The following is a 15,774-nucleotide window of genomic DNA, read 5'->3' on the forward strand; positions in this document are numbered from 1 at the left end:
CAAAAATAACAAGAACGGAGAAGCAGAAAATGGAAAAATCGAAATCGGCTTATGAAAAAATCGTGTTTGTGACGGGAAACGCCGGCAAATTCGCGGAAATTGAAGAAATATTGGCATCGGTCGGAATTACCGCAATTCAAAACAAAGGCGATTATCCCGAAATTCAAGCCGATGATTTGGAGCCGATTGCCGCGGCATCCGCAAAAGCGGCCGCGGAAGATTTGCAGATTCCCGTTTTGGTTGACGATTCCGGCATTTTCATCAAAGCCTTAAACGGATTTCCGGGACCCTATTCCCGTTTTGTTGAAGATCATCTCGGCAATCCGCGTGTTTTAAAACTCATGGAAAATGAAACAAACCGCGACGCGTATTTCAAAACCGTAATCGCGTTCTGCGAGCCCGGAAAAGAACCGATTACGTTTGCCGGAACGGTTGACGGCAAAATCGCGCATGAAGAGCGCGGCGACGGCGGATTCGGGTTTGATCCGATTTTCGATTACAATGGCAAAACGTTTGGCGAACTCGGCATCGAATTCAAAAACACGATTTCGCACAGAAGACGCGCGCTGGATAAATTTATCGAATGGGTCAAAACCGTTTCTTTTTAAAAATAATCAAAAACAACGCCGCCTGAAATGGTAAACAGACGGCATTATTTTCTTCTTTTACGGGGTTTAACTTTGGGGAATTTCGTTTTTAAAATGTTTTACGGTTTTTCACTCATTCGAGCAATACAACCGGCTTAATCAGGTCCTTGGGCTTTTCTTTCATCAAAAGAAGCGCCTTCTCCATGTTTTCAAAACCGTCAAAGACGTGAGTGACCATCTTTTCAGGCTGAATGCGGTTGTAAACAGCAAGGTCGACCATCTGTTCCATTTTCAGACGGCCGCCGGCAACCAATCCCCCACGGATGTCTTTGTGAGACATTCCGTTGCCCCACGCCAAACGCGGAATCGGAATCGTGTCGCCGGATCCGAAATAATTGACATTTGAAATCGTTCCGCCGGGGCGTGTAATTTCAATCGCCTGACCGAGCGAATCGGAAGAGCCGCCGGCAACGATTGCCGCATCAACGCCTCTGCCGTTCGTGGCTTTTAAAATTTGCTCGACGATGTCGCCTTTCTTGTAATCAATGATATCGGTTGCGCCGTATTCTGTTGCCAAGTCGGCGCAAACCTGACGGTTGCCGACGGCAAACAATCTGCCGGCACCCAAAATGGCGGCGCCCGCAACGGACATCAATCCGACCGGACCGATTCCGATGACGGCAACGGTTTCTCCGGGCTTAATGCGTGCGAGTTCCGCGCCCTGAATGCCTGTCGGCGCCATGTCGGGAAGCATAACGGCCTGCTCCAAAGACATGCCTTTGGGCATATGCGCCAGATTCATATCGGCGTCGTTGACGTGGAATTCTTCAGCGAAAACACCGTCTTTAAAGTTTGAAAACTTCCAGCCGGCAAGCATACCGCCGGAATGCTGCTGGAATCCTTGCTGAACGGCTTCGGATCTCCAGTCAGGCGTAATTGCCGGAACAATGACCCTGTCGCCGGGTTTGAAATCTTTGACTTCGGTGCCGACTTCGACAACTTCACCGACGGCTTCATGACCCAAAATCAAATCTTTGCGGTCACCGAGCGCGCCTTCCCAGACCGTGTGAATGTCAGAAGTGCACGGCGCGACAGCCAGCGGCTTGACAATCGCATCATACGGGCCTGCGACGGGGGCGTCCTTCTCAATCCAACCGACTTTTCCGATGCCAAGCATGGCAAATCCTCTCAAATTTAACACTCTCCTTTAAATTTAATTCACTTAATTCTCTCGCAGATTTTCCAGACCTGCGTTTTCGACGAATATTCGGTGTTATTTATATTTTTCGGATTGTTCATGAACAAATATGATATATTCAAACTAAACAGTTATCTTGCGAACATTATTTGATTTTGAATATACGACACAACCCGACAAACCTCCCGAATACGTTTTACAAAAATCTCCAAAAACAACTAAGAATCCGATTGCGTTACTTGAAAATTTTTTAAATTTTAAAAAACGGGCGAATCTTTCATGAATTTTCATTAAAAACATTTGAAAATTCTAAGAAAAAGGGTTATAAAGGAAGTCGGAAAAAAAGAATGGTTTCCGAAAAAAATCGGAAACGGGTTTTTCAATTGAAAATGAAAAATTAAAAAAAATGAAAATGAAAAATTACAATAATTTCTCCGCGATTGCAATCGCGCCGTCGATTTCGGACGGATTTTCAGAAACGCTGCCGACGGATACGAATTTTCCGACCGGCTCAATGCCGAGCATTCCGGCAACCTGGTTGTATTTATCCAAATTGACCGCGAAAGCGTCTCTGTCAGGCGTATTTTGAGAATAAACGAATCCCATTTTCTTTCCGGCCGGAATTCTGGAATTGTATTGACCGTCGACGCAAGCGTAAAGTCTGTCGATGAAAACTTTTTCCTGCGCGGTGATGTCAAAGAAATAAACGGGACTTCCCATTAAAATGCCGTCTGCTGCGACAAATTTTTCCATGACGCCGGCAAAATCATCTTTTTGAACGCATGTGTCGTGCGCTTTACAATAATTGCATCCTTTGCAGGGATTGATGGTTAATTTCGCCAAATCAATGTGTTCGGTTTCCGCGCCTTTGGCGGCGGCATCTTCAAGGGCTTTCTGAACAAGAGTTGCTGTATTTCCTTTCTCGTGAGGGCTTGCTGTAATTCCGATAATTTTCATAATCCACACCAATGTGATTTATTTTTACATAAAATGTTTTTTTACAAAATTGACATTAAATGTTATATTCAAACTTGAAAGACCGTTTTTAAGCCGTTTTTCGTTGTAACTGTTTTAGTTACAACACTGTAATTAAATCGGTTTTATTATTTAATCCTTTGTATTTATCGAAATTAAAAAAGCATTCGAATCCTGTTGATTCAAGATTTTTAAAAAAGAATTAAGAAGACAATTCCGAAATGATTTGTTGAATCGTCGTCTCTTTAAGAGAATTTTCCATTGCCGCCTGTGCCGACAGCAAATGGTTTTCAATTTTATGATGAATATAGCAGCATGTTGCGCTGTCGCCGGACGGAAGAGCGCACACCGCGCCGGGGCCGGATGCCGCCAAGCAGTCCGACGGCTCGGATTCGCAGCCCGCCGTTCTCGGACAGCCCGCGCAGTCCACCGGACAGCAGGTTTCCGGCTGTTTGTGAGAATTGAATAAAGAAATATCTTCAATCACTTCAACCGCCTGAAAAATATCGAAAAGCGTTAATTCCGCCGGATCTTTAATCAGAAACGCGCCGCCTTCGCCGGCTTTGACATCAACCAAATTCGCTTTTTTAAGCTGTCCCAAAATGCGGCGAATAACGACGGGATTGACGGAAATGCAGGAAGCCAAGAAATCGGATGTCATCTTTTGTTTGTTTTCAAGAATCGCGATTGTCAAAACAATATGAACCGCAATGCTGAATCTGCTTGAAATCTTCATTTTCCGCCTCCTTTAAATTTTGTTTTTTGAATTAAATTTTAATCTTCAATATGTTCCGATTGTTATTAAGTTATTCTTTATAAAGCGATTGTTTAAAACGTCGGCTGATTCGATTCAATGATTTCGATAGAATTTACTTTTATTAAATTCAATTCCATAAGTTTGTTGATTATACAATTGTAGAACAACTGTTTTAATCAGATTTAATTATCCCATCAATGATTTCATAAATAATGGCAAAAGAGTACACGCGCAAGAAACCTATTATCAGCGGCACGGTCAGTCCGACTTATAAGAAGAGAATTGATCAGCTTGTCGAAGCGGGTGAATTTGCCAGCGTTTCAGATTTTATTAATCAGGCGGTTTCGGATTTATTGAAAAAATACGACGACAGTTTGCCGAAATTTGAATCCGGCGTTTTTACGGAAGATGAAATCGAAGTGATTCGAAGCATTATTCGCGAAAAAGCGGCGGAAATGAATTTCAGCAAAGAAAAGAAAACCTGACCGAATTATCAATCTCCACACGCTGTTTTTTTCAAATATCAGATTGAGTCGGTAATCTTAAATAGATAAAAAAGATTTATTCAATTCTCAATTTATCGGACACTTTGTCCGCCGTTTATTTTAAATCACACCATCTATGAATTTATTTATGAATTGAATTTATTGAAAATTCTTGTTTAAATTTCATTTAAATTTTAATGTTTATTCTATGTCTGTTTTGATTGAAATTTATTGATTCATGACATTTTTTTAAATTTACGAGGAACTCGAATGAAAATTTTATTAGTCGGCGGCGGCGGCCGTGAACACGCAATCGCGTCAGCCGTTAAAAGAAGCCCTCAAAAACCGCTTCTTTACACGGTAATGTCTAAAAAGAATCCGGGAATCGCAACGCTCTGTGAAGATGTTTTAATCGGCGATGAAAAAGACGCTGCCGCAATCGCGGCTTTCGCCAAGGAAAACGGCATTGACATGGCTTTCATCGGCCCCGAAGCGCCGCTTTCAGCGGGTGTTTCCGACGCGCTTTGGAATGCCGGAATTCCGGCTGTCGGCCCGAAAAAAGACTGCGCCCGAATCGAAACCGATAAAGCGTGGGCGCGCAAATTCATTGAAAAACACGGCATTGACGGAAATCCCGAATACGCCGTTTTTACGGATTATGAAGCCGCTGCCGAATTTATTGACAAGCTCAAAGACGTGGCTGTCAAACCGGCCGGCTTAACCGGCGGCAAAGGCGTAAAAGTGATGGGCGACCAGCTCCCCGACATCGCCGCCGCAAAAGAATACACAAAAGAAGTTTTAAAAGGCGACAGCGTCGTCATCGAAGAGCGTTTCATCGGCGAAGAATTCACGCTTCAGGCGTTTGTCGACGGCAAGAATTTGGCGTTTTGCCCGACCGCGCAGGATCACAAACGCGCTTACGAAGGCGACGTCGGTCCCAACACGGGCGGCATGGGCGCGTACACCAACGCAGGCGCGCTTTTACCGTTCCTCAAACCCGAAGAATACGAAACCGCCAAAAGAATCATGAAGGAAACCGTTGCGGCTTTCCCGAAAGAAACCGGCGAAGAATTTAAAGGAATCCTTTACGGCCAATTCATTTTAACAAAGCGCGGCCCGAAATTGATTGAATACAACGCGCGTTTCGGCGATCCCGAAGCGATGAACGTGCTTTCTTTACTTGAAACCGACATGGTTGAAATTATGAAAGCGGTTACCGAAGGAACATTGGACAAACTCAGCGTTGAGTTTTCAAAGAAGGCGACGGTTTGCAAATACGCGGTTCCGGCTGGCTATCCCGACGATCCGAAAAAGGATTCGGAAGTGACGGTTTTGGCAAGCGGCGCGATTGCAGATGCGGCAACCGGACCGAACTCGGATTTAATCATTTATTATTCCAGCGTTTATGAAAAAGACGGGAAAATTTACACGACCGGTTCGCGCTCAATCGGCGTTGTCGGCCTTGCGGACTCCATTGCCGATGCCGAAAAGATTTCCCAGGACGCGCTTGACAATCAGGTCAAAGGCGATTTGTTTTTCAGAAGAGATATCGGAACAGCTGATTTGGTTCAAAAAAGAATCGATCACATGAACGAATTAAATCAAAATTAATTTGAATAAATAAAATTAAATAAACTTTAATTTGTGTTTTTAAGGAAAAGGGTGAGATCATGAAAAGTTTGCTTTCGATGACGGATTTGTCTTTGGAGGACATTTACGGCATTTTGGATTTGGCGGCCGAAATTAAAGAAAAGAGAAGCCAGGGTAAAATCACGGATCATTTAAGAAACAAAAGCTTGGGCATGATTTTTGAAAAATCATCGACGCGCACGCGCGTTTCTTTTGAAGTCGGCATGAACGATTTAGGCGGTCACGCGATTTATTTAAATTCAAATGATATTCAAATCGGGCGCGGCGAAACCGTCGAAGATACGGCGAAAGTTTTGTCTCGCTATTTAAACGGCATTATCGCGCGCGTTTACTCTCACGACACATTGGTAAAACTCGCCGAAAACGCGTCAATCCCTGTGATTAACGCGCTTTCCGACGAAGAGCACCCGTGCCAGGTTTTGGCCGATCTTTTAACGATTAAAGAATACAAAAATAGAATTTCGGACATGAAATTCGTTTGGGTCGGCGACGGCAACAACGTCTGCAACTCTTTGATGCTTGCTTGCGCAATCGTCGGCATGGAAATCGTTGTCGCTTGTCCGAAAGGCTACGAACCGGCAGAAAAATACATTCAGAAAACTCGCGAACTCGGCGGCGTTTTAACGATTACGGACAATCCGCTGGAAGCCGCAAAAGACGCGGACGTTTTGTACACCGATGTCTGGGTTTCCATGGGCGATGAAGAAGAAGAAGCTAAACGCCTCAAAGACTTTGAAGGCTATCAGATTAACGAAGAATTAATCGCCGTCTCAAAGCCCGACGTAATTGTCATGCACTGCCTGCCGGCGCACCGCAGTCTTGAGATCTCGGCCGGCGCAATCGACGGGCCTCATTCCGTTGTGTTCGATCAGGCGGAAAACAGACTGCACGCGCAAAAAGCGGTTCTTTTAAAATTAATGATTGTCGACGAAGAATAATTCGGATTTTTAATGAATTGAATTTCCTTTTATTCTTTTTATTTTCAATCTTTTTTCCTTTCTTTTTTATTTTGAATCAAAAATCCAAAACATCGTTTATTTGAAGAATTAAAAAAACCGAACGCCCTTTTTCATTTATTTTAAGTTAGTGATAAAGCGGCGTTCGGATTTTAGGATAGAGGCAAAATCGATGTTTTTCGATCTTGTTGTTTTTCGATTCGTTTTTAGCAGGTATTGCCAGGCATTAACAGGGTGTTTATGGCTCACGGTTGCTTTGAGTCATATTTTGGTGTTTTGGGTGTTTGGTTATTTTTGCTTTCGTTTTTAGTGAAAATGCCTTTCGGATACCCATTGGTTGGCTTATGTTGTTTTGAATCCGAACAATTCTTGGGAGAAAATTGCCGGCCGCAAATATTTTCGGTTCATTTGCATACCCCGGCAAATCGACCACCTTATTTACGATTTGTTTGATTCAATGTCAATTCAAATTTTTTTTGAACCGACATGACATATATAAATTTTTAAAGAATATATAAGTGATTCAATACAAAAAACTACACGAGCGATATAATTTCAACGGTTTGAAATATAACAGAATAGATCATTGACAGGAAATAGTTCAGCAACCGTATAACGGAGATGATGATTAAAATGATGAATCAAAAAATAGAATTAAAATGATGAAATTGGATTTCAGCATTTTTGTGCCCGCGCCGCCAAAGAATGCGCGCGTTCATTGGCTTTTTCAATCACTTCTTTTTCATCCAAAACCAAAATTTTATAATCTTCCATCAGAATTTTACCGTCAACAATCATCGTTTTCACGTCGCTTCCGGCCGCCGCGTAAACCAAATGAGAATAAACGTCGAAAATCGGCGCAGCGTTGGCTTTGTTTGTGTCGACCAAAATCATATCGGCTTTGTTGCCGACTTTCAGCGCGCCGGTTTGTTTGTCAATCACCCGGCCGCCGTTAATCGTCGCCATTTCAACAACCGCTTTGGCCGGCAGCGCCGTCGGCGACATTGTTCCGACTTTTTGCAAAAGCGCGGCCGTTTTCATTTCCTCAAACATATTCAGCGTGTTGTTTGACGCGCAGCCGTCCGTTCCGAGTGTCACGGAAACGCCGGCGTCAAGCATTTTTTGAATCGGCGCGATTCCCGAAGCCAATTTCATGTTACTAATCGGATTGTGAGAAACCGTCACGCCTTTTTCAGCGAAAAGACGAATATCGCCGTCCGACATCCAAACACAGTGCGCCGCAATCACCGGAACTTTTGACGTGTTCCAAAAATCGACGGCGTCTAAATGATGAACCGAACACATATCGAAGTTTTCTTTCATATAATTGAGCTCGGCTTCGGTTTCCAAAACATGAATTTGAACCCCGACGCCGGCCTTTTCCGCCGCCGCTTTTGCGCGCGCGATAAATGCCTGGCTGCAAGTGTTCGGCGCGTGCGGACCGAACATTGTCGTGATTCTGCCGTTTGCTTTTCCCTGCCAATCCGAAACCAATTTTTCATTGACCGCGATTTCTTTGTTTCCTTTCTCAACATCGCCGAATTCAATCATGCCGTAAGAAAGACAGCCGCGAATGCCGGCTTTTTCAACCGCTTTCGCGGTTTCATCCATGAAGAAATACATGTCGCAAAACGCCGTCGTTCCCGACCGGATCATTTCAAGGCAGCCGAGCAGCGAGCCCCAATACACGTCTTCCGCCGTCAGGTTCGCTTCCGCCGGCCAGATTTGCGCTTCAAGCCAGTCTTTGAGCGCCATGTCGTCCGCGTAGCCGCGCAGAAGCGTCATTCCGAGATGCGTGTGCGTGTTGGAGAGGCCCGGCATCAGGATTGCACCTTTCGCATCAATAATTTTATCAATCCCTTTATCGGCGGCAATCTTGTCGGCGGTGCCGTTTGAATTGTCTCCGATTTGAGAGATTAAATTGTTTTCAATTAAAAGAAAGCCGTTTTGGATTTCTCCCGTTCCGTCTTTGTCCATTGTCGCGATGTAAGCATTTTTGATGAGAATTGACATGAGAATCACTTTTGGAATTCAATCAAATTTGAATCATTTCAACCAAATTTGAATAATTTTAAACATTATTTTTATCTCTTCGAAATGGTTTCATACTTTATAATGATTACAGAATAAATCAAAAAACGCTATATATCATCAGCGCGACATTTATTTTACCAAAATCGAATGAAAAGGCATCGACTATGTCAACTCCGGAAGAAAAAGAAATACTGAAACTGAATTTAGAGCGCTCCATTCCTCTTTTTGAAAAAGAAAGCGCCGTCGTTCATTCGGATTTCAAAAAAACGTTGATCGCAACCGACATTCACGGCGATTTGAATGCGCTTGAATTTATTTTGAAATTCGCGGAAGAAAAAGAAGTTGATTCATACATTTTTCTCGGCGATTACATCGACAAAGGATCGGAATCGGTTGCCGTTTTAAACACGCTTTTGGAATTAAAACTCAAAGACCCGAAGAAAACGATTTTGCTTCGCGGCAACCATGAAACGCGCGGCTTAAGCGCTTGGCTTGAATTCGGCGAAGATTTGGTTTATCATCCCGAATTACTCGACGCGGCAAATGAGTTTTTTGAAAAGATGCCGATTGCTGCGGTTTTAAACAATCAGATTTTCTGCATTCACGGCTGCATTGCCGGCAGCGAAGACGAAACGCCGACAGACATTTCCAAAGCCGAGCCGAAATGCTATATTTGGAACGACCCCGGCGCAGAAGACGGATTGACACCCTCTCCGCGCGGCAACAGCATTCACCGCGTCGGTCCGAATTTGATTTCGGATTATCTCAAACGAAACGATTTAAAACTCATCATTCGCGGCCACACATCGCACACGGAAGGCGTGAAATATTGGTTTGACGGCAAATTGGTTTCTCTTTATTCCGGAATTCACCTCGACGGACTACAAGTAAAAGCGGCTGTCGCAATCGCAAAAGAAGACGAAATTAAATTTCATTATTTCAGAAAAACGAAAAACAGATTCGAGTGGTTAGACGAATCGGAAAAAATGAAATTAAAATAATTTCAGGTGTTAAAAAAAAGGCATTTATTTTATATTTCATGACGGCTTTCATTTCGCTTGAACAGAACTTTTTTATTTAAATAATTTTCAGATTTACTTATCATAATCATATAATCAATTACAGGTGTCTACATTGTCTGATTTAAAAGAAATGCAGGAATCCGGTCGCTTAAAGATCGAATGGGCGCGCAGTCACATGCCCGTGTTAAAACAAATCCGGGCGGATTTCGAGAAGGAAAAGCCGCTTGCCGGGCACAAAATCGCAATGGCGCTTCACGTGGAAGCCAAAACGGCGGTCCTCGTTGAAACGCTTGCTGCCGGCGGCGCGGTTGTCGCGATTACCGGCTGCAATCCGCTCAGCACGCAGGACGACGTCGCAGCGGCGCTCGACACGGTTGAGAACATTTCCTGCTACGCGAAATACGACTGCACGAATGAAGAATATTACGAAGCGATTGACAAAGTTTTAGACATCGACCCCGACATTACGATTGACGACGGTGCCGATTTGATTTTTAAAATTCACAAAGAAAGACGCGATTTGATTCCGAAAATCATCGGCGGCTGCGAAGAAACCACAACCGGCATCCACCGTTTAATCGGCATGGAAAAAGACGGCGCGCTTGAAATGGCGGTGCTTGCGGTCAATGACGCGAAAACCAAATTCTTATTCGACAACCGCTACGGAACCGGACAATCCGCCTGGGACGGCATCATGAGAACGACAAACTTGCTCGTTGCCGGAAAAACCGTTGTTGTCGGTGGCTACGGCTGGTGCGGGCGCGGCGTTGCGATGCGCGCAGACGGTCTCGGCGCAGAAGTCGTCGTGACCGAAATTGATCCCGTCAGAGCGCTCGAAGCGCGCATGGACGGCTACCGCGTGATGCCGATGGAGCAGGCTGCCGAAATCGGCGATTTGTTTGTCACAACAACCGGCAACCGCGACATTTTGACGGAAAATCATTTCAAAAGAATGAAAGACGGCGCGATTTTGGCAAACGCCGGCCACTTCAACGTGGAAATTGATTTGGAATCTTTGAAAAAGATGGCAGTGTCCGAAAAAACTGTCCGCCGAAATATCAAAGAATATGTTGTTGACGGCAAAAAAATCAATGTTTTGGCAGACGGCAGACTTGTCAATTTGGCAGCCGGCGACGGTCACCCGGCGGAAGTCATGGATATGAGCTTTGCCAATCAGGCGCTCGGCGTCAAATACATCGCCGAAAACAAATTGTCTTACGGCGTTCACAAAGTGCCCGAAGAAATCGACAATTACGTCGCGCTTCTGAAATTAAAATCCATGGACATTAAGATTGACACGTTGACCGAAAAGCAGCGGAATTACATGGACGACTGGGAAGAAGGCACATAAATAAGAAAGCTTTACATAATTCAGTTTATCAAAAACAGGAGGGAAATTATGGCAGACGATAAGAACATCGGAACAAAAATCAAATCCATTCGTGAATCAAAACAGATCACGGTCGAAGAATTGGCGGAAAGAAGCCAGCTGAGCACAGAACAAATCAACAACATTGAAAATGATATGAATGTGCCGTCTTTAGCGCCGCTGATTAAAATCGCGCGCGCGCTGGGCGTTCGTCTCGGAACATTTTTAGATGACGATGAAAATCTCGGTCCCGCCGTCAGCCGCAAAAATGAAGCGGTTGAGACGATTCACACGTCTAACGCCGAAGAAAAAACCGTGAAGCACAACAATTTCTTCACGCTCGCCCCTCAAAAATCGGGCCGTTCCATGGAACCGTTCTTTATTGAAATCAACGCGATTGATGACGGAACGCTTGAAATGTCCGCGCACGAAGGCGAAGAATTCATTTACGTTTTGGAAGGCACGCTGAAAGTGATTTACGGCAAAGAAACGTACATCTTAAACGAAGGCGACAGCATTTATTACGATTCGATTGTCAGCCACCTTGTCTGCGCCGCCGACGAAAAAGGCGCGAAAATCATTGCGACCGTTTACGCTCCGGCTTAATTTGTCTTGATGTCAAGAGAAAGAAAAAGGCAAAAGGATAAAAGAAGCAAAAAAGTGAAAAGGAGAAAAACATGGCAATCGAACTTTCCGACAGAACTTTGGGCGACTGGCTCGAATATTGGGCGAAAGAAACGCCCGACAAGGAATACATCGTTTATTCCGACCGTGATTTGAGATTTACCTGGAATGATTTTAACAGACGCGTTGACAATATGGCAAAAGGCCTTTTGGCAATCGGCGTTCAGAAGGGCTACCATGTCGGCTTATGGGCGACAAACGTCCCCGACTGGCTGACGTTTTTGTACGCCTGCGCGAAAATCGGTGCGGTCTGCGTGACGGTCAACACCAGCTACAAGCAGCACGAGCTTGAATATTTGGTCAAAGACTCGGACATGCACACACTTTGTATTATTGACGGCACTTTCGAAAGCGATTATGTTCAAATGACATACGACATGCTGCCGGAACTTAAAACCTGCCAGCGCGGCCACTTAAAGAGCGAGAAATATCCGCGCATGAAAAATGTGATTTACATCGGTCAGGAAAAGCACCGCGGCATGTACAACACGGCGGAAGTTCTGCTTCTCGGAAGCAACATCGCCGATGACGTTTTGGAAAACGCGAAAACGCTTGTCAACTGCCACGACATCGTTAACATGCAGTACACGTCCGGCACAACCGGTTTTCCGAAAGGCGTTATGCTTTCGCACCACAATATCGCAAACAACGGCCTTTTAACGGGCGAGCACATGAAATTTACGCCGGATGACAAGCTTTGCATCTGCGTTCCGCTTTTCCATTGTTTCGGCGTTGTTTTGGCAACCATGAACTGCCTCACGCACGGCAGCACGCAGGTGATGATTGAGAAATTCGATCCGCTTTTGACGCTTGCTTCGATTCACAAGGAAAGATGCACGGCGCTTTACGGCGTCCCGACAATGTTTATCGCGGAATTGAATCACCCGATGTTTGACATGTTTGACCTCACGTGTCTTCGAACCGGCATCATGGCCGGCTCCGTCTGTCCGTCGGATTTGATGAAGCGCGTGAATGAAGAGATGTTTATCGACATCACGAGCGTTTACGGTCTCACGGAAACGTCTCCCGGAATGAGTCAGTCGCGCATCGACGACGCGCCCGATGTTCGTTATTTGACTGTCGGCCGCCCGTTTGAATTTACGGATGTCAAAGTTTTGGATCCAGAAACGTACGAAGAATGTCCGCCCGGCGTTGCCGGCGAAATGTGCTGCCGCGGCTACAATGTGATGAAAGGCTATTATAACAACCCGAAAGCAACCGCAGAAGCGATTGACGGCGACGGTTACCTTCATTCGGGCGATCTCGGCGTGATGGATGAAAACGGCAATTACACGATTACCGGCCGCATCAAGGATATGATTATCCGCGGCGGCGAAAACATTTACCCGCGCGAAATCGAAGAATTCCTGTACAAACTGGAAGGCGTGAAAGATGTTCAAGTCGCCGGCGTCCCTTCCGAAAAATACGGCGAAGAAGTCGGCGCGTTCATCATTTTGCAGGACGGCGTGAAAATGCACCCCGAAGATGTCAGAGATTTCTGCCGCGGTCAAATCGCGCGCTACAAAGTTCCGAAATATGTGTTTTTCCTTGATGAGTTTCCGATGACGGGAAGCGGCAAGATTCAGAAATTTAAATTGAGAGACATGAGTTTGGAGCTTGCGAAAGAGTATGGGTATGAAGTGATTTAATTAAAAATCACTTTATCTTTTTTTTTGAATTTTTTAAAATCCTTTGTTTTGCTGAGTTTTTTGAATTTCAGATTTTGTTTTTGTTGAATTTTTTGAACTTCAGATTCGTTTTTGCTGAATTTTTTTGAACTTCGGTTCGTTTTTGCCGAATTTGAAGAAAAGCGGAGCGGCTCGCGCGCGGCGGCGGGCGGCAGCGGGCGGCAGCTGCTGCCAACCGGCGGCAGAAACGGTGAGATGTGGCGGTAGCAACGGTAAACAGAAGCAGTAAGGTAGCAGCGGAAAACGGAAACGGTAAGGTAGCCGTACCACGTTCGCGAAGCGAGCGGATGTGATAAAAATAAGATGATGCATACGAAAACGCACCCTGCATGGCAGGCAGCAACAGCACAAACAAAACAGAACAAGAGTGAATTAAAAATCAAACAATGTTTTTTGCTTCATTTCTTTTTCATTTAAGCTCCCGTTTTCTTTTTCCATCGCAACTCTCACCGGTTTCATATAATCCGTTGAAAGCTCATATTTTTTCAGCAAAGGATTCAGCATCGAATAAAATTTCCGCTTATATTCCTTATCCAAACTTCCGGTTTTATAAAGCAATTTCGTCGGCTCAAAAATCTCGGGAAATTCGTTTTGAATGAAATCCAAATACGTTTTTTTCGTTTGACTTCGAAGATACAAAGTTTGAACGATAATGTATTCGGCGCCGATTTCCTTTGTTTTTCCAAAAATCGCGCTTAAATTCTCCGGTGAATCCGTCAAAAACGGCAGAACGGGCATTGTGTGAACGCCGATTGTCGCGTCCGTTTTTTTGAATTTTTCAAGCATATTGAAACGGCATTTCGTGCTGACGGCGCCGGGCTCGATTTTTGAGGCCAGATTTTCATCGGTTGTTGTGATTGTTGCGGCGATGTTGACAAAAGTGTGTTTGGAAAGCTCGTCGATAAGATCAAAGTCGCGAAGAATGAGGTCGGATTTGGTTGAAATAATAATCGGATTTTTGTGTTTGAGCACGACTCTTAAAATATCGGGCATGAGTTCGTATTCGGCTTCCGCGCGCTGATAGCTGTCGCAGACGCCGCCGAGATTAATGACTTCTTTCTTTCGGTTCGGGCGGCCGAGTTCTTTATCCAGCTGCTCGGCGATGTTTGTTTTGACATAAATTTGGTCGTAGTAGCCGTCGGAATTATTTGACCCGGCGGCGTTTTCAATTTCGCCGTCCGATTTCATATATTTGTGAGAGTAAATTGCAAAACAGTATTTGCAGCCGTTTTCACAGCCGCGGTAAATGTTTAAGTCTTTTTTGTAAGGAAAGCCGCCGTTCACGGAATGAAGCGCGGTTTTACATTGAATCGGCAAATACCGCGCTTGTTTTTTCATTTCCGTTTTCATTTGAATCGCCGAAAAAAAGTGTTAGATTCATATTAAAAAGCCGATAAACAAACATGCGGCCCGTTTGTTTCAATTTTGCATTCGTAAACGTCACCGAACTCCTGCATCAAATCAAGGAGGCGTTCATCGGCATTGTCTTCGTCTGATGAAATCGCGAAAACCGTGTTTCCGAGCATCGCCTGCGCCGCCATGCCGCAGGATTCATTGATTTGATCAATGATGCTTTCAGCATCGGGGCTCATTAAACCGACATTTTTCGTGAAATACAAAGATTCTTTCATGAAATTTTTAAGATTCGGCTCGTTTAAGAAACCGCAAAGTGCGTTGTGTCCGAATTGATTTATTTTTTGAGTCAGCGACTCGTCGCTGATGACAGATTTTGTCGACAGTTCGCCGAGCGGCAAACAGTAAATTGTCTTTTGAAGCTCGGCTTTTGAAAGCGGCAGACTGTAAGATTTTCCGTAGAGTAAGCCCGGCTTTTCCCGAACCGCCAAGCCGCCTGCGAATTCGCCGGCCGCGTCGCCAAGGCCGCTGCCGGTCAGAACTTCCGCCCGATGCGCAGTTTCTGCCAGCACTTTGTTGGACAGGCCAAGGTTGAGCGCGCTGTTGAGCGCGTAAGCCGTGCCGAGCGCGCCTGCCGCCGACAAGCCGAATCCGCTGCCGACGGGCAAAGCGCTGCGCTCTTCGATTTTAAAATGGAATGATGAGCCGTATTTTTGTTCATAAGAAAACGAAAGTTCGGAAATAACAGCTAAAATGACATTTGGCGGCGCGATTGAAAAATCAGAAAGGTCTTTGATTTGAAGTTCCGAAGACAAGGCGGCGGCTTTTTTTTCACCGTTTAAATAAACGACGGTTTCGCCTTCTCCTTCAAAAGGCGTAACCGTTGTATAAATTCCTTTATTCAATACAATTCCGCCACCAATTGACCCTTTTTGGGACAAGCCGGGATGATTGTAAATTTGAAAAAAACCCGTGATATGACCGGGGGAAAAAGCCGTTCGCGTTTCAAATGCCAT

The 15,774-nt window shown here is 44.9% G+C and carries 15 protein-coding genes; 8 read left to right on the top strand and 7 right to left on the bottom strand.

What is annotated here, in order from left to right; translation table 11 throughout:
• The first annotated feature begins 29 nt into the window (after positions 1–29).
• On the top strand, positions 30–608 hold the full coding sequence (locus MmiEs2_RS04025) for an XTP/dITP diphosphatase (RefSeq protein WP_316560140.1): 579 nt from the start codon (positions 30–32) through the stop codon (positions 606–608).
• Between the two features lie 112 nt (positions 609–720).
• On the opposite strand, the gene MmiEs2_RS04030 is transcribed toward MmiEs2_RS04025, so the two are convergent.
• The 3 genes from MmiEs2_RS04030 to MmiEs2_RS04040 form a co-directional block, all read right to left on the bottom strand.
• A complete protein-coding gene (locus MmiEs2_RS04030) occupies positions 721–1,764 on the bottom strand; it encodes an NAD(P)-dependent alcohol dehydrogenase (protein ID WP_316560141.1) in 1,044 nt (347 codons plus the stop codon).
• Positions 1,765–2,205: 441 nt separating this feature from the next.
• Positions 2,206–2,742, bottom strand: a complete 537-nt coding sequence (locus tag MmiEs2_RS04035; RefSeq protein ID WP_316560142.1) for a flavodoxin family protein — start codon at positions 2,740–2,742, stop codon at positions 2,206–2,208.
• Positions 2,743–2,962: 220 nt separating this feature from the next.
• Positions 2,963–3,496, bottom strand: coding sequence for an Rrf2 family transcriptional regulator (locus MmiEs2_RS04040; RefSeq protein ID WP_316560143.1), 534 nt, complete (start codon positions 3,494–3,496; stop codon positions 2,963–2,965).
• 233 nt (positions 3,497–3,729) lie between these two features.
• On the opposite strand from MmiEs2_RS04040, the gene MmiEs2_RS04045 reads away from it, so the two are divergent.
• From MmiEs2_RS04045 to argF, 3 genes are all read left to right on the top strand, one after another.
• Entirely contained in the window at positions 3,730–4,002 is a 273-nt protein-coding gene (locus tag MmiEs2_RS04045; protein WP_316560144.1) for a ribbon-helix-helix domain-containing protein, read from the top strand.
• A gap of 270 nt (positions 4,003–4,272) precedes the next feature.
• Positions 4,273–5,613, top strand: a complete 1,341-nt coding sequence (gene purD / locus MmiEs2_RS04050; protein ID WP_316560145.1) for a phosphoribosylamine--glycine ligase — start codon at positions 4,273–4,275, stop codon at positions 5,611–5,613.
• 56 nt (positions 5,614–5,669) lie between these two features.
• The gene (argF, locus tag MmiEs2_RS04055) at positions 5,670–6,590 is read left to right on the top strand and encodes an ornithine carbamoyltransferase (RefSeq protein ID WP_316560230.1); all 921 of its coding nucleotides are present in this window, start codon (positions 5,670–5,672) and stop codon (positions 6,588–6,590) included.
• A 693-nt stretch (positions 6,591–7,283) separates the two neighbouring features.
• On the opposite strand, the gene MmiEs2_RS04060 is transcribed toward argF, so the two are convergent.
• Positions 7,284–8,621, bottom strand: a complete 1,338-nt coding sequence (locus MmiEs2_RS04060; RefSeq protein ID WP_316560146.1) for an amidohydrolase family protein — start codon at positions 8,619–8,621, stop codon at positions 7,284–7,286.
• Between the two features lie 185 nt (positions 8,622–8,806).
• Here MmiEs2_RS04060 and MmiEs2_RS04065 point away from each other — a divergent pair, with 185 nt between their 5' ends.
• The 4 genes from MmiEs2_RS04065 (at position 8,807) to MmiEs2_RS04080 (ending at position 13,366) form a co-directional block, all read left to right on the top strand.
• Positions 8,807–9,643, top strand: a complete 837-nt coding sequence (locus MmiEs2_RS04065; RefSeq protein ID WP_316560147.1) for a metallophosphoesterase — start codon at positions 8,807–8,809, stop codon at positions 9,641–9,643.
• A gap of 133 nt (positions 9,644–9,776) precedes the next feature.
• The gene (locus MmiEs2_RS04070) at positions 9,777–11,015 is read left to right on the top strand and encodes an adenosylhomocysteinase (RefSeq protein WP_316560148.1); all 1,239 of its coding nucleotides are present in this window, start codon (positions 9,777–9,779) and stop codon (positions 11,013–11,015) included.
• 48 nt (positions 11,016–11,063) lie between these two features.
• Complete coding sequence (locus tag MmiEs2_RS04075; protein WP_316560149.1) at positions 11,064–11,639, top strand: helix-turn-helix domain-containing protein; 576 nt, start codon at positions 11,064–11,066, stop codon at positions 11,637–11,639.
• A 71-nt stretch (positions 11,640–11,710) separates the two neighbouring features.
• Positions 11,711–13,366 (top strand): AMP-binding protein, encoded by a 1,656-nt coding sequence (locus tag MmiEs2_RS04080; RefSeq protein WP_316560150.1) that lies wholly within the window; start codon positions 11,711–11,713, stop codon positions 13,364–13,366.
• Between the two features lie 67 nt (positions 13,367–13,433).
• Here the strand turns inward: MmiEs2_RS04080 and MmiEs2_RS04085 are convergent, their stop codons facing one another.
• The 3 genes from MmiEs2_RS04085 to MmiEs2_RS04095 are packed head-to-tail and all read right to left on the bottom strand — an operon-like array spanning position 13,434 to position 15,774.
• Positions 13,434–13,754 carry a hypothetical protein gene (locus MmiEs2_RS04085; RefSeq protein ID WP_316560151.1) on the bottom strand — a complete coding sequence of 107 codons (321 nt, stop codon included), beginning with the start codon at positions 13,752–13,754 and terminating at the stop codon, positions 13,434–13,436.
• 23 nt (positions 13,755–13,777) lie between these two features.
• Entirely contained in the window at positions 13,778–14,755 is a 978-nt protein-coding gene (locus MmiEs2_RS04090; protein ID WP_316560152.1) for an SPL family radical SAM protein, read from the bottom strand.
• Between the two features lie 32 nt (positions 14,756–14,787).
• Entirely contained in the window at positions 14,788–15,774 is a 987-nt protein-coding gene (locus MmiEs2_RS04095; protein WP_316560153.1) for a pantoate kinase, read from the bottom strand.

Origin of the sequence: Methanimicrococcus stummii (assembly GCF_032594435.1) — an archaeon.
Classification (GTDB): Archaea; Halobacteriota; Methanosarcinia; order Methanosarcinales; family Methanosarcinaceae; genus Methanimicrococcus; species Methanimicrococcus stummii.

Bases quoted from the DNA above. Each gene is read 5' to 3' on its own strand.
- MmiEs2_RS04025 (WP_316560140.1), top strand. From the start codon at position 30: ATGGAAAAATCGAAATCGGCTTATGAAAAAATCGTGTTTGTGACGGGA.
- MmiEs2_RS04030 (WP_316560141.1), bottom strand. From the start codon at position 1,764: ATGCTTGGCATCGGAAAAGTCGGTTGGATTGAGAAGGACGCCCCCGTC.
- MmiEs2_RS04035 (WP_316560142.1), bottom strand. From the start codon at position 2,742: ATGAAAATTATCGGAATTACAGCAAGCCCTCACGAGAAAGGAAATACA.
- MmiEs2_RS04040 (WP_316560143.1), bottom strand. From the start codon at position 3,496: ATGAAGATTTCAAGCAGATTCAGCATTGCGGTTCATATTGTTTTGACA.
- MmiEs2_RS04045 (WP_316560144.1), top strand. From the start codon at position 3,730: ATGGCAAAAGAGTACACGCGCAAGAAACCTATTATCAGCGGCACGGTC.
- purD (WP_316560145.1), top strand. From the start codon at position 4,273: ATGAAAATTTTATTAGTCGGCGGCGGCGGCCGTGAACACGCAATCGCG.
- MmiEs2_RS04060 (WP_316560146.1), bottom strand. From the start codon at position 8,621: ATGTCAATTCTCATCAAAAATGCTTACATCGCGACAATGGACAAAGAC.
- MmiEs2_RS04065 (WP_316560147.1), top strand. From the start codon at position 8,807: ATGTCAACTCCGGAAGAAAAAGAAATACTGAAACTGAATTTAGAGCGC.
- MmiEs2_RS04075 (WP_316560149.1), top strand. From the start codon at position 11,064: ATGGCAGACGATAAGAACATCGGAACAAAAATCAAATCCATTCGTGAA.
- MmiEs2_RS04080 (WP_316560150.1), top strand. From the start codon at position 11,711: ATGGCAATCGAACTTTCCGACAGAACTTTGGGCGACTGGCTCGAATAT.
- MmiEs2_RS04090 (WP_316560152.1), bottom strand. From the start codon at position 14,755: ATGAAAACGGAAATGAAAAAACAAGCGCGGTATTTGCCGATTCAATGT.
- MmiEs2_RS04095 (WP_316560153.1), bottom strand. From the start codon at position 15,774: ATGGCATTTGAAACGCGAACGGCTTTTTCCCCCGGTCATATCACGGGT.